At 64.0% G+C, this 15,075-nt stretch carries 16 protein-coding genes, 1 other RNA gene and 1 pseudogene; 8 read left to right on the forward strand and 10 right to left on the reverse strand.

Annotation, left to right across the window (positions count from 1 at the left end):
• Positions 1-59: 59 nt before the first annotated feature.
• Positions 60-287 (reverse strand): hypothetical protein, encoded by a 228-nt coding sequence (locus tag HF576_RS18165; RefSeq protein ID WP_168914231.1) that lies wholly within the window; start codon positions 285-287, stop codon positions 60-62.
• A 1,701-nt stretch (positions 288-1,988) separates the two neighbouring features.
• Between HF576_RS18165 and HF576_RS18170 the strand changes: the two genes are divergently transcribed.
• Positions 1,989-2,462 (forward strand): hypothetical protein, encoded by a 474-nt coding sequence (locus HF576_RS18170; RefSeq protein ID WP_168914232.1) that lies wholly within the window; start codon positions 1,989-1,991, stop codon positions 2,460-2,462.
• 54 nt (positions 2,463-2,516) lie between these two features.
• On the opposite strand, the gene HF576_RS20900 is transcribed toward HF576_RS18170, so the two are convergent.
• The 3 genes from HF576_RS20900 to HF576_RS18185 form a co-directional block, all read right to left on the reverse strand.
• Positions 2,517-2,984 carry a DUF2332 family protein gene (locus HF576_RS20900; RefSeq protein ID WP_205835396.1) on the reverse strand — a complete coding sequence of 156 codons (468 nt, stop codon included), beginning with the start codon at positions 2,982-2,984 and terminating at the stop codon, positions 2,517-2,519.
• A 944-nt stretch (positions 2,985-3,928) separates the two neighbouring features.
• Positions 3,929-4,513 (reverse strand): hypothetical protein, encoded by a 585-nt coding sequence (locus HF576_RS18180; RefSeq protein WP_168914233.1) that lies wholly within the window; start codon positions 4,511-4,513, stop codon positions 3,929-3,931.
• Between the two features lie 2 nt (positions 4,514-4,515).
• Positions 4,516-5,088, reverse strand: coding sequence for a helix-turn-helix domain-containing protein (locus HF576_RS18185; RefSeq protein ID WP_168914234.1), 573 nt, complete (start codon positions 5,086-5,088; stop codon positions 4,516-4,518).
• An 885-nt stretch (positions 5,089-5,973) separates the two neighbouring features.
• Between HF576_RS18185 and HF576_RS18190 the strand changes: the two genes are divergently transcribed.
• Together HF576_RS18190 and HF576_RS18195 are read left to right on the forward strand one after the other, a co-directional pair.
• Positions 5,974-6,186: a hypothetical protein gene (locus HF576_RS18190; protein ID WP_168914235.1), complete on the forward strand. Its 213-nt coding sequence runs from the start codon at positions 5,974-5,976 to the stop codon at positions 6,184-6,186.
• 451 nt (positions 6,187-6,637) lie between these two features.
• Complete coding sequence (locus HF576_RS18195; RefSeq protein ID WP_240949010.1) at positions 6,638-7,216, forward strand: 2'-5' RNA ligase family protein; 579 nt, start codon at positions 6,638-6,640, stop codon at positions 7,214-7,216.
• A gap of 58 nt (positions 7,217-7,274) precedes the next feature.
• Here HF576_RS18195 and HF576_RS18200 read toward each other — a convergent pair whose 3' ends face one another.
• The 3 genes from HF576_RS18200 to HF576_RS18210 all read right to left on the reverse strand — a co-directional run bounded on the left by HF576_RS18200 (position 7,275) and on the right by HF576_RS18210 (position 9,018).
• Positions 7,275-7,835, reverse strand: a complete 561-nt coding sequence (locus HF576_RS18200; RefSeq protein WP_168914236.1) for a GNAT family N-acetyltransferase — start codon at positions 7,833-7,835, stop codon at positions 7,275-7,277.
• A gap of 49 nt (positions 7,836-7,884) precedes the next feature.
• Complete coding sequence (locus tag HF576_RS18205; protein WP_168914237.1) at positions 7,885-8,175, reverse strand: hypothetical protein; 291 nt, start codon at positions 8,173-8,175, stop codon at positions 7,885-7,887.
• A gap of 138 nt (positions 8,176-8,313) precedes the next feature.
• Complete coding sequence (locus tag HF576_RS18210; RefSeq protein WP_168914238.1) at positions 8,314-9,018, reverse strand: hypothetical protein; 705 nt, start codon at positions 9,016-9,018, stop codon at positions 8,314-8,316.
• Between the two features lie 362 nt (positions 9,019-9,380).
• Here HF576_RS18210 and HF576_RS18215 point away from each other — a divergent pair, with 362 nt between their 5' ends.
• A complete protein-coding gene (locus HF576_RS18215) occupies positions 9,381-10,058 on the forward strand; it encodes a hypothetical protein (protein WP_168914239.1) in 678 nt (225 codons plus the stop codon).
• Positions 10,055-10,558, forward strand: coding sequence for a sigma-70 family RNA polymerase sigma factor (locus tag HF576_RS18220; RefSeq protein WP_168914240.1), 504 nt, complete (start codon positions 10,055-10,057; stop codon positions 10,556-10,558). The genes HF576_RS18215 and HF576_RS18220 overlap by 4 nt, the downstream gene beginning before the upstream one ends.
• Before the next feature lie 838 nt (positions 10,559-11,396).
• Here the strand turns inward: HF576_RS18220 and HF576_RS18225 are convergent.
• Positions 11,397-11,816 carry a hypothetical protein gene (locus tag HF576_RS18225; protein ID WP_168914241.1) on the reverse strand — a complete coding sequence of 140 codons (420 nt, stop codon included), beginning with the start codon at positions 11,814-11,816 and terminating at the stop codon, positions 11,397-11,399.
• 197 nt (positions 11,817-12,013) lie between these two features.
• On the opposite strand from HF576_RS18225, the pseudogene HF576_RS20820 reads away from it, so the two are divergent.
• Positions 12,014-12,118, forward strand: a pseudogene (locus tag HF576_RS20820) (hypothetical protein); the annotation flags it as partial.
• 296 nt (positions 12,119-12,414) lie between these two features.
• Complete coding sequence (locus HF576_RS20470; RefSeq protein ID WP_343234341.1) at positions 12,415-13,182, forward strand: tyrosine-type recombinase/integrase; 768 nt, start codon at positions 12,415-12,417, stop codon at positions 13,180-13,182.
• Between the two features lie 132 nt (positions 13,183-13,314).
• On the opposite strand, the gene ssrA is transcribed toward HF576_RS20470, so the two are convergent.
• Positions 13,315-13,685, reverse strand: a transfer-messenger RNA (tmRNA) gene (gene ssrA, locus HF576_RS18235).
• 167 nt (positions 13,686-13,852) lie between these two features.
• On the opposite strand from ssrA, the gene HF576_RS18240 reads away from it, so the two are divergent.
• On the forward strand, positions 13,853-14,527 hold the full coding sequence (locus HF576_RS18240) for an SIMPL domain-containing protein (protein WP_168914242.1): 675 nt from the start codon (positions 13,853-13,855) through the stop codon (positions 14,525-14,527).
• Between the two features lie 9 nt (positions 14,528-14,536).
• Here HF576_RS18240 and smpB read toward each other — a convergent pair whose 3' ends face one another.
• Positions 14,537-15,013, reverse strand: coding sequence for an SsrA-binding protein SmpB (smpB, locus tag HF576_RS18245; protein WP_168914243.1), 477 nt, complete (start codon positions 15,011-15,013; stop codon positions 14,537-14,539).
• Positions 15,014-15,075: the final 62 nt, after the last annotated feature.

The raw sequence follows: 15,075 nt of genomic DNA on the forward strand, positions 1-15,075 counted from the left end.
CGGATAGGGTCGGGACGACGGTCGACAGAAGCACGACGGGAACCAGCGGGACTTCGCTACTACTCGCCCTCGGCTACCGGCTCCCTGCGCTGGGGGAATAGGGCGCGCACCACGAGGGCGGCGCCACCGAGCAGACAAAGCCAGGCAGCTCCCCATGCGACCAGACCCAGCACCTGGTTTGCTTCGATCCAGGATCGTACGACGTCGGTGCCTTTGAAGAGCATCCAGACCAGGAAGATCATGATGAGGACCGCGCCGCTGAACCTCAGCCCAAGCTTTCTCGCCATACGTTGAAACTACTCGAGTTCGCTCGGATGTCGGTCGCCTATCGCGTGCCCGATCCGAACATGGTTGTGTTGGACGATGAGAACGGGCCGGCCGCGAAACCGCGCAGGCGTAGTCTGGACGGGCGCCGCAGCGTTGATGGCCGTGTCAATCTTCTTCACTCCGATCATCGGCGTCGGGTGATTTCAGACGCCGACGGGACCGGGACCTCCGTCTGCGTATCCGCCCAGCGGTCCATTCTCGGATTCGAAACGAATATGTGGGTCTGGCTTGGAGCCGTGATGGTTGTATTCATCGGCACTGCCATCGTGGCAAGATCCACTGCGAAGCGACCGCGCTGATCGCGGATGACTCTGTGCAAACAGGTCGTCGTCTGGGCAATGCGCGAGGGTGCGCGGCGGGATCTCCCAGCGAGCCGCGGCCGCGTCGGATGGGGCGCCCGAGTTGCGCGACCGCGGCTCCAAGGACCTTAGAAGATGTGCGCTTCGCAGGATGCGAGGAACTCCACCACGGCGATGCTGAAGCTCGCTGTAAACGGTGGCGCGCGAGACGCTGAACCGATCCTGTCCTCCATCGCAGCATCTCTATGGGCGTGTTGACGGATCTCGGTATCGATAACCAGCTCTCCGAAGCGATCTACGCCTCCGAATCGGACTGGCGGCAGAACCCGTTTGCCATCGATGCTGCCGTGACCGTTCGTGAACTTGCCGAGGCGGACGTAGTGATCGGAATCGTGAGCGACATCCACTTCGACATTCGCCCCTCGTTCAGGGCGATGGGCGTGGACGACGCGCTACCGCCTACTCACTGTCCTTCGAGGTTGGCGCTCAGAAGTCGAATCCCGAGATCTCCGACCATGCCCACCGTGCACTCGAGGCTTCACCCTCACAGACGCTGTTCGTTGGGACCGGTCGGGTCCAGAGGGGGCGCAGTAGAGCACGGAAGGATGACTCTGCTGCTGCCGCCTCTCAACTCGCCCGAGGACACTCGGCGCCATGCAGTCGCACGGCTTCTGGCCCCCGGATCCCAGCGTTAGCGCGGAAACGGGTAACGCGGTTCGCAGCAGACATCTGCATCGATCAGACAATGACCGATGCGCGTGCCGCGGCCGAACGCATCACCTGCTCCCCGGCTCATCCCACCACGATCGCGCATGCCGGCGATAGTCGCACCGCACCCAGGCGGCACGGCGCACAATGCCACGGACCTCCAGCGCGTGTGCCCAGGACTGTTGACAAATGCCAGGTCATACGGATAATTTCCGGAGGCGATCCCGGTCTCGGGTGTTTCAACGAGGAGGTTGAGTTGGAGCATGACATATAAGCGCAGGAAGACACCGCGCGTCTTGGCGGTACTCGCATTCACCGTAGTGGCACTACTCGGAGGTGCACAGGGAGCTGCAGCCCTCGGCTGGAGTCCGGTGGTGAACTGCGCAGGAGGCGGGCAGCTATCCTGGCGCTCGTACCAAATCACCTTCTCCAACGCCGGTGGGGACACGTACGCGGGCCTAGGCTGCGGCGGAAACTCCGGCATCCAGCTCCGCTACCAGGCGTACCCCGGGGGACCCTCCTACCTCACCTCTCAGAAGCTAGTTCAGGGGTATTCGGTCTCGCTGACTCAGAGCGGAACCACGAACGGATACCACAAGGCCTACAACCACAGCGGCGTCCAAGTCGGTTCGACGAGTTCGTAAGGAGCGAGACATGAAGAAGCGAACGATCATCGTAGGCGCGCTCCTGGCCGCGGCCGGCATCGTGACAGTCGGCGGACTGGCCGCGTCCGGTGGAGCACTCAACCCGGAAGCAGGACCTCTGCCCGAGGGTGTGGAAGTCGTCACACAACAGGTGTACGACGACGCGTATTCGAAGTTCGAGGCGTGCATGAACGAAGGCGGTGCCACGCTTGCCGCCGAGCGCGTTGTCGGCGGTGTGCACGAATTCTCCTTCCTGGCGGAAGCGGAGCCGGTGTACGACAAGTGCTACGTCGACTTCGCACCAATCGACTTCCGGTGGCAGATCTCCAAGTCGTACGACTCCGAAACATTCATCAAGTATCGCGAGTGCCTGACGGATATCGGCATCCAGCCGGGCAAGGACGCTGACACGGTCTTGGCGCAGGTCGAGGAGAGCGACCTCGACGTCCGGAGGTGCTTCGAGGAAGACGCAGCGAACGGCTGAACTGAACACCCCGCTGTCCTGTCGTCCGAACTCACGGGCGACAGGACAGCGCATTCAAATGCGCCGGTCGTGATTACGCAGGGTCACCATTCGAAGATTTACTATTTGCGAGAGCGGCGGATGTGATGCCGTCAGGGTGCTCGCCGGAGCGCTATCTAGCAGAGTGCGCTGTAGCTCTGGCCGTGTCCACCCGTCAGGGCCACGGGCTCGCTGTCTCGCGCGAGGATGGAGCGGTGGCCGATCTCGACCGCGGGATCTATCCGAGCACCAATCGAAGGAACAGCCCCCGGCCCCTCGTTGCTCACCCACGTCGCATCTAGGCCAGCGACCATTGCCATGAAGCGTTTTCGATCCTCCGGGGAGCGCCGCGCTCGATCCGGGTGGGCTCGCTCGCAGCATGTCTGCGACACGCTCGAGCCGCTGTCGGCGTTCGGTGTGTTCGGGCCACACGAGCCTCCGCAGCCAATCACGTCGTCCGGGTTGGCAAACGACAGCGGGTTCAGATCGATCCCGCAGCGCCAAACCACTTCCGGCAACCGCGTCGGGATGGATTCAGCCGAGGTGATCTCCCAACGCAAACGGACTTCGCTGGACCGGCTGCCGGGAAGCCTCTTTCATGGCCAGCTGCATATAGTGGCGCTCCAAAAAAGGACCGCGTCGGAGGTTAGTGAGGAAACGGACACCACGTGTTGCCAGTAGAAGTTGCATTACCCGTTTTGCGAAGTCGGCAATCGACCTCCCCCGCACGCGGGAGGGTCCTCACGCGAGAGCTTGCAGTCGCGGCCGGGTCCATCGAGGACGCACGCCCTCGATGCCCGGTTAGCCCGCCCTTCAGGATGCCCGGATGGATGCGCTTCTCGTTCGCATCTGAAGCGAGCATGCCCGAGACCGGTCGATCCGGCGGTACGTCGAAGCCGTCCATGGCCTACTCGGCCTCAAGTCCGATGCGGTGACGATGTCGCGCGGTTGCGGCGGCTTTGACACGGTTCGCTCGCTCACCATTGGGCTAGCGCACCTCGACAATGAACAAGGCCCCGAGAACTGCGTTGTCACGCAGATCTCCGGGCCTTGTTCCGTGACAGCGGCTGGTGGAGATGGGGGGAATCGAATTCTGCCGACGCCTTCGCGCCGTTTCGCGGGATCGGGCCCAGAACCGCGGAATTACACGAGTTTTCAGGCCTTCTTGAACCGTCCCGAACCGTCTGGATCGGTGCCGATTCTCCTCGATTGTGGGCAAATTGTGGGCAAATCGGATGCCGCGCCTCCCCCGCCTGCTCAGATTGCGGTGCTCCGACAATCGGCCGAGTCAGTGTGTCGGGACCGTCGCAGTGCCCGGCGTCGAGCGGTTGCTAAGCGCAGCGCGCAGCGCGGAGTCTGCAAAGAGCGAGCGGCGGGAACGGAGCCGGGTCCGACCACTATCCTCTCGCCGTCGGAGCACGCATCGAGGGGTCCTCGCAGTTTCGTCGCTAGAGTTCGATCGGTCCTGGCGAGGGGACCTCGTCCGGCAACCCGGCGTCGAGGATGGAGGCGACCATCTTCACGGCGCGGTCCGAAAGCGCATCTCCCGGATAGAAGTCTTCGTAGAGCTCTTCGGCTTCATCGAGTGTCGTGACGTCGCACAGTCGCAGGAGCTGGCGGATGTCGTTCGTATCGCGACCGGGCCGGTTGGCGCGCAGCTTCATCGCCAGCATCGCTTCCTTCGCCGCAACCTGGATAACGATGCCGTCGTGGTCGTAGATGGTCTCGCACTCGACCGGCCTGCGGCCGAGCGTCGGAAGCGCATCAGCCTTTTCGACGTCGAAGTTCAGCCAGCCTGGATCCCACCCGCGGGACTGAGCCACCTTCGCGGCAGCCGCTGTGACTTCGTCGTCGCTTCCCGGATCGATGTGGAGCGAGTCGAGATCCTGCGTCGTGCCACGGTCGAAGTAGCGGAGCGCCAGGGCAGCTCCACCGACGATCCGGATACCTGCGACCTGGTGAGAGGCGCGCAGCTCCGTGATGAGCGCCCTGAGCCCGTCGAGGATGTCCTCTCGGCCGAGAGTCGTCGCCATGCTTAGACGCTCGCGAAAGTGTCACGCCAGACGAGCACGCCGCGCTCGGCGAACTCGTCGGGCACTTCCGACGTGGGCGGAGTCGGGTCGGCCGGATCGACCTCGAGCGTCGCGGGCGCATGGAGATATCGGCTCGGATCTGACACCCACTCAGGCGCCGGGAGACCTTCCTCGCGCAGACGCCAGGCGACAAGGCCGGCGAGCGCGGCATCCCACACTTGATGCTGCGTCGATGCCGGCTCGGCGAGTCCGAGAATTCCTCGCACCAGTCCTCGCTCGGCCAGCAGGTTGTCGTTGAGCTGCAGGAGCGCACGGAGAGCGCGGTCCTTATCGCCCTCAGCCAGCCGACGCCGGATCTCGTCAGCCGCAGTCGCCGCGTCGTCGCGCTGGGTAGGCGCGGAGTACAGCCGATGCCCCGCGCCTGCGAGCAGTCGCTCTACCGTGGCGAACTCCGTATCGCGGCCGCCCTCAGATTTGGAAACACGGCTCTGATCGATGCGAGTGCGCTCTGCGAGTTGCTTTTGCGTGAGTCGCCGACTTTTGCGAGCGGCGCGGATGAGCGTTGAAGCAGTCATTGCACCCTCCGATCAGCAGTATGACTTCAGAGTCATATTCTACCCCCTAGTCCGCTGCGCCGCCCGCAAAGCTGTCGCCTCAGGACGACGAACCAACACCCCGGCCGACAACCCCGTCGGCTGGCGACGCGTGACTCTCTAGCTCTTGTCGGCGACGCCGCGCTTGCTCAGCGCTTGGCGGCTGAGGCCCGTGCGCATCGCCAGTGAAGACCAGGGCACGCCTTGATCGCGCAGGTCTGCGATGAGCGAGTCGCGCTCGCGCAGTAGCTTGGCTTCCTCTCGATGAAGCTGGACGAGAGATTCCGACAGATCGCGGAGGCGGCGGAGGTCCGCTTGCTGAGCGCGCTTCTTCTCCCATGGCGTCGCCGATGGACCCTTCGCCCGCGGTGTCGGACGTACTGTTTCCGCGACGCGAGTCTCCCCGTCCGGCAGGGGCCCGGGTCGCCGAAACGAACTGCCACCCGGAACGCCGACTACCGGCGATGGCGCCGGTGAGTCGCGTTCCACTAGTCCGGCAGGTGCGGGAGTAGTGGGGCTCGGGTCGCTCTCCACGACAACGGCGGCAGCGTGTTCCGCCGCGACTTTCCGCTGTTTGTAGCGCCCGCGAGTCATGCAACCAGGTTGACACGCGATCGCACTCGGTTCAAGGGGTCGCAGGCTGCCCACAGAAAGTGCCTGCGTGCATTGCGCTTCTGTTTGTCTTCAGTTCTTGGCGTGCTCGCTGGCCTTCCGTCGAGGGGTCATCTCCCGCGCTCGTTGCGGGACGTCGGCGCGCAAGTGGATCGGGCGGGGTAATCGGGCATCTCCCGGTCTTTGACTGCCCGAGGCTGGTCACACCAATCGCTCACGCTCCTCGACCGAGCTGGGGGCCACTACGGTGAGGCCATGAAGAGTTGGGCGCGGGTGATCGCTCGGGAGCGCGTGTTGAGCACACATCGGGACGCGGACGCCCACGACGTCGACGATGCGCCGCGGCCCTTGAACGCCAAGGATCGACGCATCATCGCATGGACGATCGCCCTGATCATCGTCGGCGGGTACGTCATCTGGCAGTTGCTCGGCCTCTGGACCGCAAAAGACGCTGTGCCGCCGTCATGACTGATCACACCACCGGCGGGCGCGACAATCGTGGGAGAACCTCGGATCGACCGCCAGCCCTACCGGGCCACAACGTATGTGACAGTTCGTCCGGCGGAGGGTCAGAAAGCTCATCAACTCGTCGAACAGATGGGGTTATCTGAGCAGCCGATTCAGATCGGCCCCACACCTCTCGACTGGCGGCCTGTGTGGGTTTACAGCAGACCCGTGCCGGACGGTGTCGAGCTGCGGCTGGTTTACTTGCGAGACCCCGGCGACCTGATCACGCCGTAGTGCGTATTGGCGTCCAGCCTGGGTTCGGACAGCAGTGCGAAGCATGGTCGCCCGAGGAAGGACCGGCTTGCAGACGCCGAGCTTTGGGGGGCTAGCAAGCGGATCTCTGACTGGCGAACGGGTTAACATGAGGCACTCGCTCGTAGGAACCGGAGTCGCGGACTTGACCAGACCATTCATGACGGACCCGGCGCTACTGGAGTCGCTCGATGGCCAGCAGTATCTGGTTCTTCGACCGGAGGATGAGATCGAGACGTTCTGGGACGTGAGCAGGGAGTCTCTGCGGGAGTCGATCGCACAACCCGTTAGCTATCCCCATACAGGTCACGTCACTCTTCGGGGTTTCTTAGAGCCGGACCGCGTCGACGAGCTGAAGGCGGCCCTCACAACCTGGGCTCAGGTCCAGCCCCCGATCGAACTGAAGGTCGTCGGCATCGACGGCTTTCCGCCCCCTTTCCAAATTGTCCATGCGGAGCTCAAGCGAACCTCATCGCTTGTTTCGGCGTACGCGGGCCTGACGTCACTACTTGATTCGACTGACTTTCACCGGATCGGCGAGCTACCACTCGAAGACTGGGTTTTCCATATGTCCCTCATCTATGCCGGCGGCCTCGATGAGGTGAGTTGGGCGAGGATCTATGACCGCTGTCGAAGAGTCCTCGAACAGCGGCCAGCGGAGACCATTACGAGCGCGGACTTCGTCTGGTATACGGACGGCGCCGAGCATGTGGAGCGACTCATGTTTGCCGCCAAGTAGGCGTACGGATGGACCGGCCCGCTATTGGACCGGCCTTCGCGCAACGAGTTCCTGTCTGTTACTCCCGGATGTTTCGCCGGGCGGACGACGGATTGCGCGGCTTGTTGAGTGCGACCCAGTACCGCTCAAACGTGCCGGACGTGTTTTCCAGGACTCCGCCTGCGCTCAAGATAGTCCGCCGTGACGCCGGGTTATCGCTTTCGCAGACGAGGAGTGCCCTGGTGATGCCCCGCTGTTGGGCTTGATAGAGGCAAAGCTCCAGAGCCGCCGTCGCGACACCTCGGCCACGCTCAGAGGGTCGGATTCCGTATCCGACGTGGCCACCATCGGCGAGGAGGACGTCGTTCAGCTCATGGCGAAGGTGAATTGACCCCAGAACATAGGACGGATCCACGTCGTCCACGATCCACCACACTGTGGCCGGCACGAATCCACCTTGGCCTTCGGTGCGCTGCCGGATCTCACGGTTCAGCCAGCGATCAAAGGCGTCTGGGAACCGTAGTTCCTGGGCATCGAACCCGAACGTCGAGAAGCCGTGGAGAACCGCCCCGCCGAACTCATCGATCGCGTCGACCCACGAGGGCCAGCGTGATCGATCGGGCAACACAAGCGAAATCATGTGGAAAGTGTATGGACCGTGTTGTATGGGACGCGCGCGGCGGGACCGGTCAACGGTCGGTTCGGTACGCCGTTTCCCAGTACTGGAAGGTGATGGTGTCGTGGGGAAGCGCGCGCTGGACCTCGTCGTACAGGCGGCGACCTTCCGCCTCGTGCGCAACCGCTGTCGCCTCATCAGGCCAGCCGTGCTGCCAATCGAACAGCTGCTCGAACTGTGTCGACCATGCGCGCACCTCGCGCTCGAGGTCGCTAGGTAGCAGCGGTTCATCATCGCCACACGCGCCATCGTCTCCCCAGAACGGCCGCGGGGCACCATAGTCATTCATGAACCGATACCGCATATGCCATTCTCTATCGGTCGCCGCTATCGCCGCTTGATTCGAAGGGTTCAGGCGCAGCCCTTCCCTGGACCCCCAGTTACTCAGCCTCACGTCGGCGCGCTCGGCGACCGGTGACCGGGCGGCACCTGCCTGGTGCCGTCAGTCGGCGCGGGTGGTGTCCCGGCCGCGAGTTACTACTTCGATGTTGATGTGCGGTAGTTCGTCGCGATTGACCACGACGGTGACGAGGGTGTCGCCGATTGGGGCTCCAATGGCGAATACGTGCGGGTCTGTGTCGATGCGCACGGCCTGTCGGTCGATGCCGTCGACGCGGAGAGTCGCGTCCCGTTGGACGCTGATTGCTGTCACGTCAGGGGCGGGTGGGAGGCTGCCGATCGAGCCAATAAGGCCGCGCTCGACGCGGAACTGATTCATCAAAATGTAGTTGGTGTGGTCGACGAGGACTTCATCGATGGACGGCGTAGCAGCATCGCGGTACCAGGAGGTACGAATCGCCTCCCACAGCATTGGGTATCTCTGCAGATCTAGCTGCCGGAGATACCATGCGGGCAGTGGCCACGGGGGCCGCTGTTCCAACGCCTCGCGGATCGGATCGTCGAGCTCTGCGAAGTTGGCCGGGTCGGAACGGTTCGCAGGATTGCGAAACAGCACGTATGTGAGACCGACATGGCCATCCCTGGTACCGGCGGCGTCGCTGCCGCTGCCGGATCCCGACGGGTCCATCTCTTCCAAACCCGATTGCGGCGCGAGGCCGAACACGCGGAACGGCATCGCATTGATGCGTTCCCACTGCTCGGCCACTGGGTCGGGAGAATCCTCCGATATCCTTCCGGCGAAGCGCATGACACTGAGTATGCGTCAGCGCAGACGTCTACCACCACGTCAAGACGTCTGCTCTGGAACATCCAACGTGCGATCTGCCGATGAGGCTCACAGCCGCGCGATTACGGACCCTGCATCGCCCGTCTGATACCTTCGGCGGCTGGAGCTGGGAATCTGCGTGGGGAAGCGGTCACTGTGAGGCTGCCGCTGGCATCGTCTGGGTGGCTTACGCTCTTGCCAGGGTGGGATTATCCCCTCGCCGAATCGGTGGATTCGTCTCAATGCCGAACGCAGCGCAGCTGGAGCAACTGGAGCACGGCGGTCCTGACGGATTCTCTTGGTGCTCATTTGGACGAACCGGTTGATTCCGGGCATGTATCGGTATGGACGTGAGAACAGGCGAACGGTCCGATGACCTCGATGTGCTACTGAGTGCAGCTGCTTGTCGGGCGGCAGACGACTCGGGACGCATCACTGGGGCTCTTCACCAGCTGATTGATGCGCGAGTCTCGGAAGTACACGCCAACGGTCGGAACCGAAAGTTCTTGGTTCCCGCGGCCATCGCGGGCGCGCTGCTGGCACTGGTTGGCGCGGGGGCGGCGGTCGCCACCCAGTGGGCTCCCTGGGTCACGGAGGCAGACAATCCGGATGTGGTCTTCACTCGCGAGTGGGACGACGCAAGCGGCACCTATCTTGGCTATTGCGAGGGTCGCATAGAAGTTGTCCACTGGGACCCGGATCAGGTCGCCGCGACGCGAACGTATCTCGCTACGGTGAACGTCGACGACCTAGAACCAAACCTCGAGTGGCTTGCTATGAGGCTTGCTAGGCAGGGTGAGCTTGATCGCCTCGGAGATCTTGTCGAGGGTGCAGATCCAGCGGACTTCGAGGACCCGGGGAGTCTGGCGCCGCAGGAGAAGATGTCCGATGCCAATCTCCTTCACAACGCGTTGATGCGCACGGTGCTTGACGGCATGCACGCCGCCATGAATGACCCGAAGCTGTCCGCCACCGGCGACGTCCAGTGCACCACGGACTCTATGAATTCCGGTGACCAGTGACGACCGCCGCGGAGTCGCTGTTACGCGACACCGCCCCTCGCTTGCTCGGGTACTTCCTTAACCGCATCGACGTCGCTGAGGACGCCGCAGATCTAGTCAACGAAACTCTCATCGCCGCTCTGAAGAGCGCCCGACGGGCGCCCTCCGAGCCAGAGCCGGCCCGGATGTGGCTCTTCGGGATCGCCCGAAACACCCTCCGTCACCACTACCGAAGCACAGCCCGCCGCGATGCGCTGACGCGCCGGCTCACGGAAGCCCTTCACGACTCCCGCTCAGAACTCGACGACGTCCACGACGTGCGCGCCGCAGTCGCAGCACTGCCTGAGCAGCTTGCCGAACTGATTCGGCTTGTGCATTGGGATGGATTCAGCATCGAGCAAGCCGCGGCGCACACAGGAATCAACCCATCCACCGCCAGAAGCCGTCACGCCCGCGCCAAAGAGCTGCTCCGGCAGCACCTAGAGCCTACAAGGGTCGCTGAGACCAGGAGAGCGCCGTGAGCCCCGCCTCCATCACGCCATCAACCATCCACCCGACCGGCACCGTGTCGATAGACATCACTTGGGCGCCCACTCTCGACACCAATTCAGCATCCACGAAACCGTAGAGCGCGGAAGCCGGGGTTGCATGCTCGCAACTCAGCGAAGAGTCTAAGGAAATGAAGATGGTGCATAGGAAGGTGAGCATCCCGACACTCGCTGGCGTAGCTATCCTGCTGTCTCTGACTGGCTGCGCATCAGCCCTGCCGTCCGCATGTCCCGCTATCGGCTGGGTGAACACGCTTACTGTCGCGCTCGAAGGCGAGACAGCCGCGATCGACTCCGTGCGACTGTGCACCGAGAAAGAATGTGCCCCTGCGGCCGAACACGACGGCGACTCCTGGACATTCTCAACAGACATGATGGCCCCGGATCAAGTCACTGTGCGTACGCTGGCGGCCGACGGGCAAATCGTCAGCGAAACGGACGTGGAACCCGGTTGGGAACGAATCGGTGGAAGCGAAAGATGCGGCGGCCCGGCCGTCGCCGTCGTGACTGTGAGTGTCAGCCCATAACGACCGACCGATGCGCGCCGTGAAGCGACAGTGATGGGTTCCTTCTATGCCTCAACGACTGCGGCGCAAGCTGATGGATCCTCGCCCGTCGATCGCGAACCGGGTTGCGTGCTGCCACTCGTTCCGGCGACGCAACCCACCGGAAAGTGCTCGACCGGTTGAATGCGGCCGATGGCGTCAGCGACCACAGGTTTGAGCGCGGGCAACGGCGGGTGTCCCCTCAAGCCGACTTGGACCTGGGCGCAGTCTTCTCTCTCCGCTCGCTCTTTGTCAGGGCGCCACGATCACCATGCGAGTATCTGGTCGATGATCCATTTTCCGCCCCAAACGACGAGCAGCATCGTTCCGCCGATAGGCACGAGGATCATTGCGGTCTCGAATAGAAGCTTGAGAAGCGGACGATCGGCGAGGCGCTTGCGGAGCGGCCATGTGACGGCGCCAAGCCCAACCGCGAAGATCATCAACACACCGATCCCAAACAGGATGACGCCGATAACAAGAGCCGTCTGGCCCACGAGCTTCCACCCGGTGAACTGCGTGAGGCCCTGCGCCGCCAGTGCAAGCGTGACGGCGAGGTAGCCGCCGAGCACCGTGCCCAGAGCCTGGCCCAGGACCGACTGCCAGAAGGGACCTCGTAGGAACCAAGGCCGCCTACCGGCGGTCGACGTTGCATCGGCCTCGGACGTGGGCGCGTAATCGGTCACGACGCAATACTGACAGAGCCTCGAAGGGTCAGTTCTTCTGGTTGCCCGTGGCAATCTTTCCGCCCGCGATGGTCCCGCCTTCGGCAGTGCCCGTTTACGGATCCGCTTACGCGCTCAACCGGAGTGGGGCCCCGGATATAAGTGCGTCGCCAGCGGGTCGCGTCGGCGCCGTGAGTTACTCTGACTGCGAGGTCAGCATGGGAAGCATCGCGGCGTATCAGGCAGCGGCGGGCCGGCGCTACCGCGTCAGATGGCGCGACGACACCACGCACCGCCAGGTCGAGAAGCGCGGATTCAAGACGAAGCGCGACGCAGAGCTCTTCCTCGCTCGCACCGAGGTCGCCCGCTCGGATGGTTCCTACACGAACCCCGCCGCGGCCAAAGCCACCGTCCGCGAACTTGGAACCGAGTGGTTGCGAAACAAGCGGCACTCGCTCAAAGCCTCGTCGTACAGCTCGCTGGAGACTTCGTGGCGGGTATACGTACTCCCCCGCTGGTCCGACACCCGCATCGGCGATATCCGAGCGTCGCAGGTGGAGCAGTGGATTCGTGAGCTCTCCGAGGGTACGGCTCCACGAGCCGCACGAAGAGCAGCGGCGTGGCGGGGAGCCCGCGATCGGCGACGGTCGTCTATCGCGCGCTCGGGGTTCTTGCCGGCATCCTCGACACCGCTGTCCGTGACGGACGCATCCCCCGCAACGTCGCTCGGGGCGCGCAGAACCTGCCGACGAAACGATCCGAGAAGCCGCGACGGTACCTGACGCACGACGAGGTCGTGCGGCTCGCCGAAGCGGCGTCGACGCCGACCTATCGAACGCTGATCGTGGTGCTCGCATACTGCGGCCTCCGATGGAGTGAAGCGATCGGCATGTACGTGCGCGACATCAACTTCGAGCGCGACCGCATCCAAGTCAATCGCGCGGCCGTCGAGGTCGAAGGACGCATCGTCGTCGGGGCGCCGAAGAACTGGGAGCGGCGGATCGTCCCGTTCCCGGAGTTCCTGGAAGCGCCGCTGCGTGAGCTCTGCGACGGCAAGGGGCCGGACGACCTCGTGTTCGCGGACCCCGACTGCAATCATCTGCGACGTGCGAAGACCAGCCTCGGCACGACGTCATGGTTCAGCGCCGCCCTCGAGCGGTCGGGTATCGAACGCCTGACGCCGCACGACCTTCGTCACACCGCGGCGAGCCTCGCGATCTCGTCCGGCGCGAACGTAAAGGCGGTGCACCGGATGCTCGGTCACAAGTCCGCGGCGATGACTCTAGACACCTACGCCGACCTGTTCGAGGACGACCTGGCCGACGTCGCGGCGCGGATGAACCAAGGCGGACTCGACGCCGATGTGACTCGGCTGTGGTCGGTCTGACCGGCGCGCGATCCTCCTCAAGTGTGGGCAAATTGTGGGCAAGCGCACCCGCGGCCCACACTCCACGCCAACGAAGAGGGCCGGAGATCCGCGGGATTCCGCGGCTCTCGGCCCCTCTTCTGTGACAGCGGTTGGTGGAGATGGGGGGAATCGAACCCCCGTCCATCGCTGAGTAACTGCGGTTTCTCCGGGCGCAGTCTGTGAAAGCGTTCTACTCGGCTCCGACCTTTGTCACAGACACCTAAGTCGACAAGCCCAGCCTGAAGAAAGTCCCGTGTGACGCTCAGGCGACGTCACACAGCAAGATCCCTAAATGACGCCAATACCCGTGACGGGATCGGTCACGGATTGACGGCGTCGGGCTCGCTGCTCAGGCAGCGAGGGCGAACGCGGACTGCTTCTTTTCGGCAGTTATTGTTTTGCAGGGAGCGTTCACGAGATAACCCTGCATCCTCGGCCCGCTGCACGCAGATTCGCAGGCGATGTCGAAACCGATCATCCCCGTGATCCTCGTTGGAGGAGAGTTCCTTCTTGCGAAGGGGCCGCTGTCACACTGTGGAGTTTCCAAACCGGACGCCGTGGCATCCGAGCACATCAGTCTATAACGGATGCCTCGGCCCCGCCATTCCGCTTCGCATCGACCGCGTCCCGCCCGCGTAGAGTCGGCGTCATGAACGACGTCGTCATCACGGTCCGCGGCGAGCACGAGACTCGTGTCGCCCCCGAGCGCGCGATCGCGCACCTCACCATCAAGGCGGAGGGTCCCGAGCGCGGCGCCGTCGTCGAGCGCATGGCCGCCCTCACCGAGCCTGTCCGAGACGATCTGGCCTCCCGCAAGTCCGCCGGCACGGTCGTCGAGTGGACGAGCCAGCGGGTCTCGGTGTGGTCCGAGCGCCCGTGGAACAACGAGGGCAAGCGCCTCGCGCCGGTGCACTACGCGAGCGTGGACTTCTCGGCGACGTTCACGGATTTCGCGGTCCTGTCCTGGTGGGCCGGTGATGTCGCCGAGCGCGAGGGCGTGCAGCTGGGCTGGATCGAGTGGCAGCTCACGCCCGAGACGCGTGCGATCACTGAACGCGACGTCGCCACCGAGGCCGTCGGCGTGGCGGTGACCCGCGCGACCGCGTATGCGAACGCATTGCGCTTGGAGAACGTCACGCCTCTCGAGATCGCCGACGTCGGTCTGCTGTCACGTCAGGACCGGCCGGAGTCGGGTCCCGCGCCTCGCGCACTCATGGCCAAGGCGTCGTTCGCCGCGGATGCCGGCTCGGGACCGGCTGTACAGCTGCAGCCGGAAGACATCGTCGTCTCGGCGGCCGTCGAGGCCCGATTCAGCGCCCGCTGAGACGTCGCGCTATTCGCCCAGGCGGTTGCGCGAACGCATGGCGCGCTCGGCCTCGCGCTTGTCTTCGCGCTCGCGGATCGTCTGCCGCTTCTCGAACTCTCGCTTGCCCTTCGCCACGGCGATCTCGACCTTCGCCCGACCGTCCGAGAAGTACAGCTTCAACGGCACGAGCGTGTAACCGCCGGCCGATACCGCGTGCGAGAGCTTGATGATCTCGTCCTTGTGCAGCAGCAGCTTGCGCGTGCGCTTGGCGGAGTGGTTGGTCCAATGGCCCTGGGAGTACTCCGGGATGTGCACCGCGTCGAGGAACGCCTCGCCGCCGTCGATGTAGGCGTAGCCGTCGCTGAGGTTGGCGCGGCCCTCGCGGAGCGACTTCACCTCGGTGCCCGTGAGCACGAGACCGGCCTCGTACGTCTTCTCGATGGCGTACTCGTGACGCGCGCGACGATTGGTCGCGACGACCTTCTCACCGCGTTCCTTGGGCATGACTGCTCCTCGATCCGGACCGCACCCGTCGCGCGGCAGCCTGTCAGTCTACCTCGCCACGT

The organism is Microbacterium salsuginis (assembly GCF_012524205.1).
GTDB lineage: Bacteria > Actinomycetota > Actinomycetes > Actinomycetales > Microbacteriaceae > Microbacterium > Microbacterium salsuginis.

Excerpts from the sequence above, each read along its gene's own strand:
- HF576_RS18165 (WP_168914231.1), bottom strand. The coding sequence starts at position 287 with ATGGCGAGAAAGCTTGGGCTGAGGTTCAGCGGCGCGGTCCTCATCATG.
- HF576_RS18170 (WP_168914232.1), top strand. The coding sequence starts at position 1,989 with ATGAAGAAGCGAACGATCATCGTAGGCGCGCTCCTGGCCGCGGCCGGC.
- HF576_RS18180 (WP_168914233.1), bottom strand. The coding sequence starts at position 4,513 with ATGGCGACGACTCTCGGCCGAGAGGACATCCTCGACGGGCTCAGGGCG.
- HF576_RS18185 (WP_168914234.1), bottom strand. The coding sequence starts at position 5,088 with ATGACTGCTTCAACGCTCATCCGCGCCGCTCGCAAAAGTCGGCGACTC.
- HF576_RS18190 (WP_168914235.1), top strand. The coding sequence starts at position 5,974 with ATGAAGAGTTGGGCGCGGGTGATCGCTCGGGAGCGCGTGTTGAGCACA.
- HF576_RS18195 (WP_240949010.1), top strand. The coding sequence starts at position 6,638 with ATGACGGACCCGGCGCTACTGGAGTCGCTCGATGGCCAGCAGTATCTG.
- HF576_RS18200 (WP_168914236.1), bottom strand. The coding sequence starts at position 7,835 with ATGATTTCGCTTGTGTTGCCCGATCGATCACGCTGGCCCTCGTGGGTC.
- HF576_RS18205 (WP_168914237.1), bottom strand. The coding sequence starts at position 8,175 with ATGCGGTATCGGTTCATGAATGACTATGGTGCCCCGCGGCCGTTCTGG.
- HF576_RS18210 (WP_168914238.1), bottom strand. The coding sequence starts at position 9,018 with ATGCGCTTCGCCGGAAGGATATCGGAGGATTCTCCCGACCCAGTGGCC.
- HF576_RS18215 (WP_168914239.1), top strand. The coding sequence starts at position 9,381 with ATGGACGTGAGAACAGGCGAACGGTCCGATGACCTCGATGTGCTACTG.
- HF576_RS18240 (WP_168914242.1), top strand. The coding sequence starts at position 13,853 with ATGAACGACGTCGTCATCACGGTCCGCGGCGAGCACGAGACTCGTGTC.
- smpB (WP_168914243.1), bottom strand. The coding sequence starts at position 15,013 with ATGCCCAAGGAACGCGGTGAGAAGGTCGTCGCGACCAATCGTCGCGCG.